Annotated in this window: 9 protein-coding genes and 1 pseudogene; all 10 read left to right on the top strand. The window is 30.2% G+C overall.

Annotation, left to right across the window (positions count from 1 at the left end):
- Window positions 1-594: 594 nt before the first annotated feature.
- The 10 genes and pseudogenes from B4E59_RS14345 (at window position 595) to B4E59_RS14300 (ending at window position 5,837) form a co-directional block, all read left to right on the top strand.
- The gene (locus tag B4E59_RS14345; RefSeq protein WP_219035460.1) at window positions 595-726 is read left to right on the top strand and encodes a transposase; all 132 of its coding nucleotides are present in this window, start codon (window positions 595-597) and stop codon (window positions 724-726) included.
- Window positions 727-826: 100 nt separating this feature from the next.
- On the top strand, window positions 827-1,504 hold the full coding sequence (locus B4E59_RS14340; protein ID WP_291053622.1) for a tyrosine-type recombinase/integrase: 678 nt from the start codon (window positions 827-829) through the stop codon (window positions 1,502-1,504).
- Between the two features lie 88 nt (window positions 1,505-1,592).
- Window positions 1,593-1,847: a type II toxin-antitoxin system Phd/YefM family antitoxin gene (locus B4E59_RS14335; RefSeq protein WP_219035458.1), complete on the top strand. Its 255-nt coding sequence runs from the start codon at window positions 1,593-1,595 to the stop codon at window positions 1,845-1,847.
- The gene (locus B4E59_RS14330; RefSeq protein WP_219035457.1) at window positions 1,848-2,105 is read left to right on the top strand and encodes a Txe/YoeB family addiction module toxin; all 258 of its coding nucleotides are present in this window, start codon (window positions 1,848-1,850) and stop codon (window positions 2,103-2,105) included.
- A gap of 189 nt (window positions 2,106-2,294) precedes the next feature.
- Window positions 2,295-2,623 (top strand): annotated as a pseudogene (locus B4E59_RS14325) (ArsR/SmtB family transcription factor).
- Window positions 2,624-2,682: 59 nt separating this feature from the next.
- Window positions 2,683-3,150, top strand: a complete 468-nt coding sequence (locus B4E59_RS14320) for a DUF6428 family protein (RefSeq protein ID WP_219035447.1) — start codon at window positions 2,683-2,685, stop codon at window positions 3,148-3,150.
- 16 nt (window positions 3,151-3,166) lie between these two features.
- Window positions 3,167-3,781: an arsenate-mycothiol transferase ArsC gene (locus B4E59_RS14315; RefSeq protein ID WP_219035446.1), complete on the top strand. Its 615-nt coding sequence runs from the start codon at window positions 3,167-3,169 to the stop codon at window positions 3,779-3,781.
- A 3-nt stretch (window positions 3,782-3,784) separates the two neighbouring features.
- Complete coding sequence (gene arsB, locus B4E59_RS14310) at window positions 3,785-4,819, top strand: ACR3 family arsenite efflux transporter (RefSeq protein ID WP_291053617.1); 1,035 nt, start codon at window positions 3,785-3,787, stop codon at window positions 4,817-4,819.
- Between the two features lie 118 nt (window positions 4,820-4,937).
- Window positions 4,938-5,108, top strand: a complete 171-nt coding sequence (locus tag B4E59_RS14305) for a hypothetical protein (protein WP_291053614.1) — start codon at window positions 4,938-4,940, stop codon at window positions 5,106-5,108.
- Between the two features lie 552 nt (window positions 5,109-5,660).
- Complete coding sequence (locus B4E59_RS14300) at window positions 5,661-5,837, top strand: hypothetical protein (protein WP_221857048.1); 177 nt, start codon at window positions 5,661-5,663, stop codon at window positions 5,835-5,837.
- Window positions 5,838-6,082: the final 245 nt, after the last annotated feature.

The raw sequence follows: 6,082 nt of genomic DNA, 5'->3' as shown, positions 1-6,082 counted from the left end.
TCATCTTAGCAAAACCTCTCGGCAATTGCGGTTGCAAAGGTAAAACTTATTTTTTAACTAACAAAATTTATTTTGATGAATTTTAAAATTTTTATTTCAATAAGTCAATTCTTACTTTCACTCTCAAACTCCTTTCGGAATCGGTTTGCAAAGGTAAAACTTATTTCTAAACTCACAAATTTATTTTTAAATAAATTTTGTCGCTATATAAGTCCTTATGTCAAGTACAATACTACTCGTCTTTCGTATTGGGATTGCAAATATACAACCCATTTTTCCGAACTTCTAAACTCATTTTACAATTAATTTACATTCTTCTCTTAAGTTGCTGGTACAATGGGAAATATTTTTTGAGAATTTTAGATGTGAGAAGTGAGATACGAGGTTTTTGACGAGAAAAGCACGCTTTTTGAGTTACTATTTTGGGTTTACGAGAGGAAGATTGCGCGAACAGTAAGCCATTTTTACGCTCATTACGCTAAATTGACTCTCGCCTTTTCAGCAAGTTTTCTATATGAAATTTCAAAGCTATCATGTTTTTAATTGTAGAAATTTGTTTTATTTCATAATCTAATTGTCTCTTTCAAGATTTGAATGGACAGTTATCTAAATAATATTAATAACAACAGAGCATTGATTCGCTATTGCAATAACTGTTTGGATATTCGTTTATTTTTATGTCATGATTTAAACGAAAAACTACCTTGGCATTCCACAATTTGTTAAACTTGCGTCCTTTTTGGTAAAAAAGCTTTCTTACAGTTATTTCAATTTGTTCATAAATTACTAATGTTAGTTTTAATACAAATGTTCAATTTTAGCCATAATGTTTAAAGATGCCATTCGTGAAGAAGTCATCAGTTTAAATACTTACCCATTTGCAAGTGTACGAATCAAAAAAGACAAGAGTACAAGACTGTTTTTAAACAAAGAACAAATCGAGCAGCTAAAAAACCACAAGAGTTCATTTGGTCAAACAGATACCTACTTCAGAGATATGTTTATTTTTAGTTGTTATGCCGGAGGATTACGTTTTAGTTATGTCGTTACCTTACAATGGAAAAACTACGATGAAAACGAACAACGTATCAGATTAAACATTCGTAAAACAAAACGTTCACATCAATTCAAAGTAGGTCAATCTGCTTTAGAGATATTAAACAAATACAAAAAAGAAACTTCCGAACCAGATGATTTTGTATTTCCAATCATTTCAGAAGCTAATTTCTTCGAACAATCCAACGAATACCAACTAAAAGTAATTGGTAGCAAAAATGTATTATGTGGTCAGAAATTGCGTAGAATCGGTAAAGAATTAGAATTTCCGTTCTCGATATCATTTCATTTAAGCCGACATACATTTGCAACACAAGCCTTAGCTAACGGTATGCGTATTGAGTATGTTTCTAAACTTTTAGATCACTCCGATATCGGAACAACTCAAATCTACGCTAAAATTGTAAACGAAGAATTGGATAAAGCTGTAGAGCAATTTATTGAATAATAGATATTTATTTTAGAATAATGTATAAAAATAGATTTTGCAAATCAAAATATTGTACATATATTTGTACATAATAAAATACAAGATTATGTTAATAGCAAGTGTTTCAGATTTCAGAAAAGATATTAAATCTTATTTAGATAGAGTTTCAAAGAATTTTGAAACCTTAATCATCAACAGAGGGAAAGATTCTGGTATTGTTGTAATGTCTTTAGAAGAGTACAATTCATTAATGGCTACAAATCATGAATTATCTTCTCGTATCAATGAGTCAAGATTAGATGCTGCCATTGAAAAATTAAAAAGTAATCAATCTTTTGAAAGAGAATTAATCGAGGAATAGATGAAATATATTTTCGTAGATGAGTCTTGGGAAGATTATTTATTTTGGCAAAAAACCGATAATAAAAAAGTAAAACGCATCAATGATTTATTGAAAGATATTTCACGTACTCCTTTTACTGGTATTGGGAAACCAGAACCATTAAAACATAAATATTCAGGTTTCTGGTCACGTAGAATAGACGAAGAACATCGTTTAATTTACAAGTACGAAGATAATCAGATATTAATTGCAAAGTGCCGTTTCCATTACGATTAAATAATCCATTTTAAGATATAAATAAGATAGAATTCTGTTAGGTTGTAAAACGTAACAGATTTTTTTTTATGCCAAAATCGTAAACGAGAAATTAGATAAAGCAGTAGAACAGTATATTGAATAATTAATATTAAATAATTTTAGTATTTATAAAACATATCGTAATATTGCAATGATAATAAATCAATAATGGGAATAACTAAATCGGAAATCTTCACTGACGAGCAAAATAAACTAGCTACTTTATTCAAGGTATTAGGACATCCTGCTCGTGTGGCTATTATTCAGCATATCATCAAACAGAATGCGTGTATCTGTACGGATTTGGTGGATGAATTAGGTTTGGCACAAGCTACTATTTCTCAACATTTAAAGAATTAAAAAGTATCGGAATTATTCAAGGTTCCATCGAAGGAAAATCGGTTTGTTATTGTATTGATGAAAAGGTTTGGGTTGCAATTCAGAATGAGTTTTCTAACTTTTTTAATCAAAATGTCAAAATAGAGAAATGCTGTTAAGGCGTTTTTTTGAAATAAAACATCGTAATATTGCGATTAAAAATAAATAATTAAAGCATATGAAACTGTCAAGAATTAAAGAAATCTTACCAACATTAGAAAATGTTGAATTTCAATTAGAGGATGGTACTTTCGTACCAGAACATTTCCACGTTACAGAAGTGGGAGAAATCACAAAGAAATTTATTGATTGTGGTGGAGTTATTAGAAATGAAAAAGTAGTAAACTTTCAACTGTGGAATGCAGACGATTACGAACATCGTTTAAAACCAGGTAAATTGTTAAATATAATTCGCTTATCCGAAAACAAATTAGGTATTGAAGATGCCGAAATTGAAGTAGAATATCAGTCGACTACAATTGGTAAATACGATCTTGAATTTAATGGAAAACATTTCATTTTAAAAAATAAAAAAACAGCTTGTTTAGCGGAAGATGCTTGCGGTATTCCCGTTGCAACTGAAAATAAATTTAGAGTGAAAGAAGAAAAATCTTCTTGTTGCACACCTAATTCTGGTTGTTGTTAATTTTTTGATGTAGATAATGAATAGTACATTAAAAACAACAGTATCAGAAATACTAAATTTCAATTTTATAGACGACCAAAGGAAAGCTAATTTGCAACCTTTGGTTGTTTATATTCAAGAAAAATTCAATCGTAAGGAAGCTATAAATCTCAACTTTATTTGTACGCACAATTCACGCAGAAGTCATTTAGCTCAGATATGGGCACAATTCGCTGCTGCTTATTATAATATCCAAAATATCAATTGTTATTCAGGAGGTACACAAGAAACTGCATTGTTTCCAAAAGTAATTGAAACGCTAAGCAATCAAGGTTTTCAAATCTTTAAAATTGCAGATAGTAATAATCCTATTTATGCGATAAAATATGATGAGAATAGTTCACCAATTATCGGTTTTTCTAAGAAATATAATGATGCATTCAATCCCATTTCAAATTTCGCAGCTATTCTTACTTGCTCCCAAGCAGATGATGGTTGTCCTTTCATTGCAGGTGCAGAAAAACGAATTCCAATAACTTACGAAGATCCAAAAATTTCAGATGGAACACTTCAACAAACAGAAATTTACAAGCAACGTAGTATCGAAATAGCAACTGAAATGATGTACATATTTTCACAAATCACTAAATAAACGATGCAACCAAAACTAAAATTCCTAGATAGATACCTAACCTTATGGATTTTTATCGCCATGGTTTTAGGTGTTACAATTGGCTATATCTTTCCAAATATGTCTGTTTTAATAGAGCGTATGAGCGTGGGTACAACCAATATACCTTTAGCTTTAGGATTGATAATCATGATGTTTCCGCCATTAGCCAAAGTAGATTATTCTTTATTACCACAAGTATTTAAAAACAAAAAAGTAATCGGAATATCTTTAATCCTAAATTGGGTAATCGGAACCGTTTTAATGTTTGGTTTGGCAGTTCTATTTCTTCATGACGAACCGGATTATATGTCTGGATTAATACTAATTGGTTTAGCTCGATGTATTGCAATGGTGATCGTTTGGAGCGATTTAGCGAAGGCTAATAGAGAATACACAGCAATGTTAGTCGCATTAAATAGTATTTTCCAAGTTTTGAGTTACAGCTTTTTGGTTTGGTTATTCATTAATGTATTACCTGCAAAATTAGGTTTAGCTAATTTTAATGTTTCGGTTTCAATGATCGAAGTGACGCAAAGTGTAATGATCTATTTAGGTATTCCTTTTTTAATAGGTTTTATCACGAGATATACGCTAATTAAAAAGAAAGGTATAGAATGGTACAATCGTTTATTCGTACCCAAAATATCACCCATTACTCTCTATGCATTATTATTTACTATTGTGGTAATGTTTAGTTTAAAAGGAGATAAAATACTTGAATTACCAATGGATGTAATTAAAATTGCTATACCGTTAATAATCTATTTTGTGCTAATGTTCTTTATCAGTTTCTTTATCAATAAAGCAATGAAGGTTCCTTATGATAAAAATGCATCTATTTCATTTACAGCAACAGGTAATAACTTCGAATTGGCCATTGCAGTTTCTATTGCGATATTTGGTATTCACTCGCCACAAGCTTTTGTAGGAGTTATTGGTCCGTTGGTCGAGGTTCCGGTATTAATCCTTTTAGTAAAAGCAAGTTTGTGGTTGAAAAACATATATTATAAAGAATAGAGCAATACATCAAATAAGAAAGTAAATCATCCATAAAGCGACACGTTTTTCCATTGTAAGGTTTTAATTTACATCAAATTACATTAAAAAATATAAGATAACTAAAACTTAAAAAGTAATGGAACAGTTGATTAAAGAATCAGTACAATTCAAAGAATGTACACAGGTTGCTTTACACAACGTAAACCTCGATAACTGTTACAAACAAGCATTGTATCTCATTGATGAAGGATTCAGGTATTGGTTTAACAACGAAGAAATTAAAAACATTAACCAAAACAACGAGTAATACCAAATCAAATCCCCAAAAGAAAAATTGTTATTAACGTGGTTCGAAAAAGCAGATAAGGAAACAGCAACAGTTTTTCTAAATGCAACTCAAATAGCCACAAGGTTAGCTTTTTTCAGTAACATTAATATCAATAGCGGAACAGTAAACCAATTGGGTAAAGCATTAAAGAAACACGGTTTTATGAGAATCTCTAAAAATGGTTCGTACGTCTTGCAGTCAAAGAATTAGCATACGATCAAGTACAGAAAGAGAATAAAACATTGGAAGAAAAATAAATTCGGCTTCTAAAACGATACCGTTAAGAAAATGAATATTGAGAAGGATAAGAATAAATTACCGACTGAAAGGAGCGATTTAATTTATTCCCGAATCAATATTCATTTTTAGGTTAATCGTTTTACAGCCTTGACTTTTTTGATTCGTTTTTGTGTCAAGACAAATCCATAAGATTCATGAATACAATATTCTTAAAATAATAAAGCCATGAATAAAAAATAACATATAAAAACAAAGTCTAATATCTCAAGTGTTTTCTGATTACAAGACAAAATGAAAACAAAGAACAAATCATTCGCTAACAAACTCAAAAAAAATAGAGTATCGGCATCTAAATCAAAATGGCATAACAATTTACAGACGAGTGTCAATCCATTGAGAGAAGCGCAAAAATGTTTACCGACCATCGGGAGTGATTTAAACATTTTAGTGAAACGAAATGATGATTGACCGGCGAGAATTGAAGCCTTGATTTTTTGATTACTTTTTTATCAAGAAAAAAGTAATTAATAAAATGAACATAATAATAGCAAACATCTCAAATGTTTTTGTATCAAGCCAAATCCAAAGGATTCATGAATACATTATTCATAAAACAATAAACCAATGAATAAAAAAAGAACATACAATAACAAAAGTCTAATAACTAACATCTCAAATCTCAATACTATGAGTGTCGTACTTCATGACTTCGT

This window comes from Empedobacter sp. UBA2044 (genome assembly GCF_002333005.1).
In the GTDB taxonomy this organism is placed as follows: domain Bacteria; phylum Bacteroidota; class Bacteroidia; order Flavobacteriales; family Weeksellaceae; genus Empedobacter; species Empedobacter falsenii_B.
This window is presented reverse-complemented; position numbering and strand designations above follow the sequence as displayed.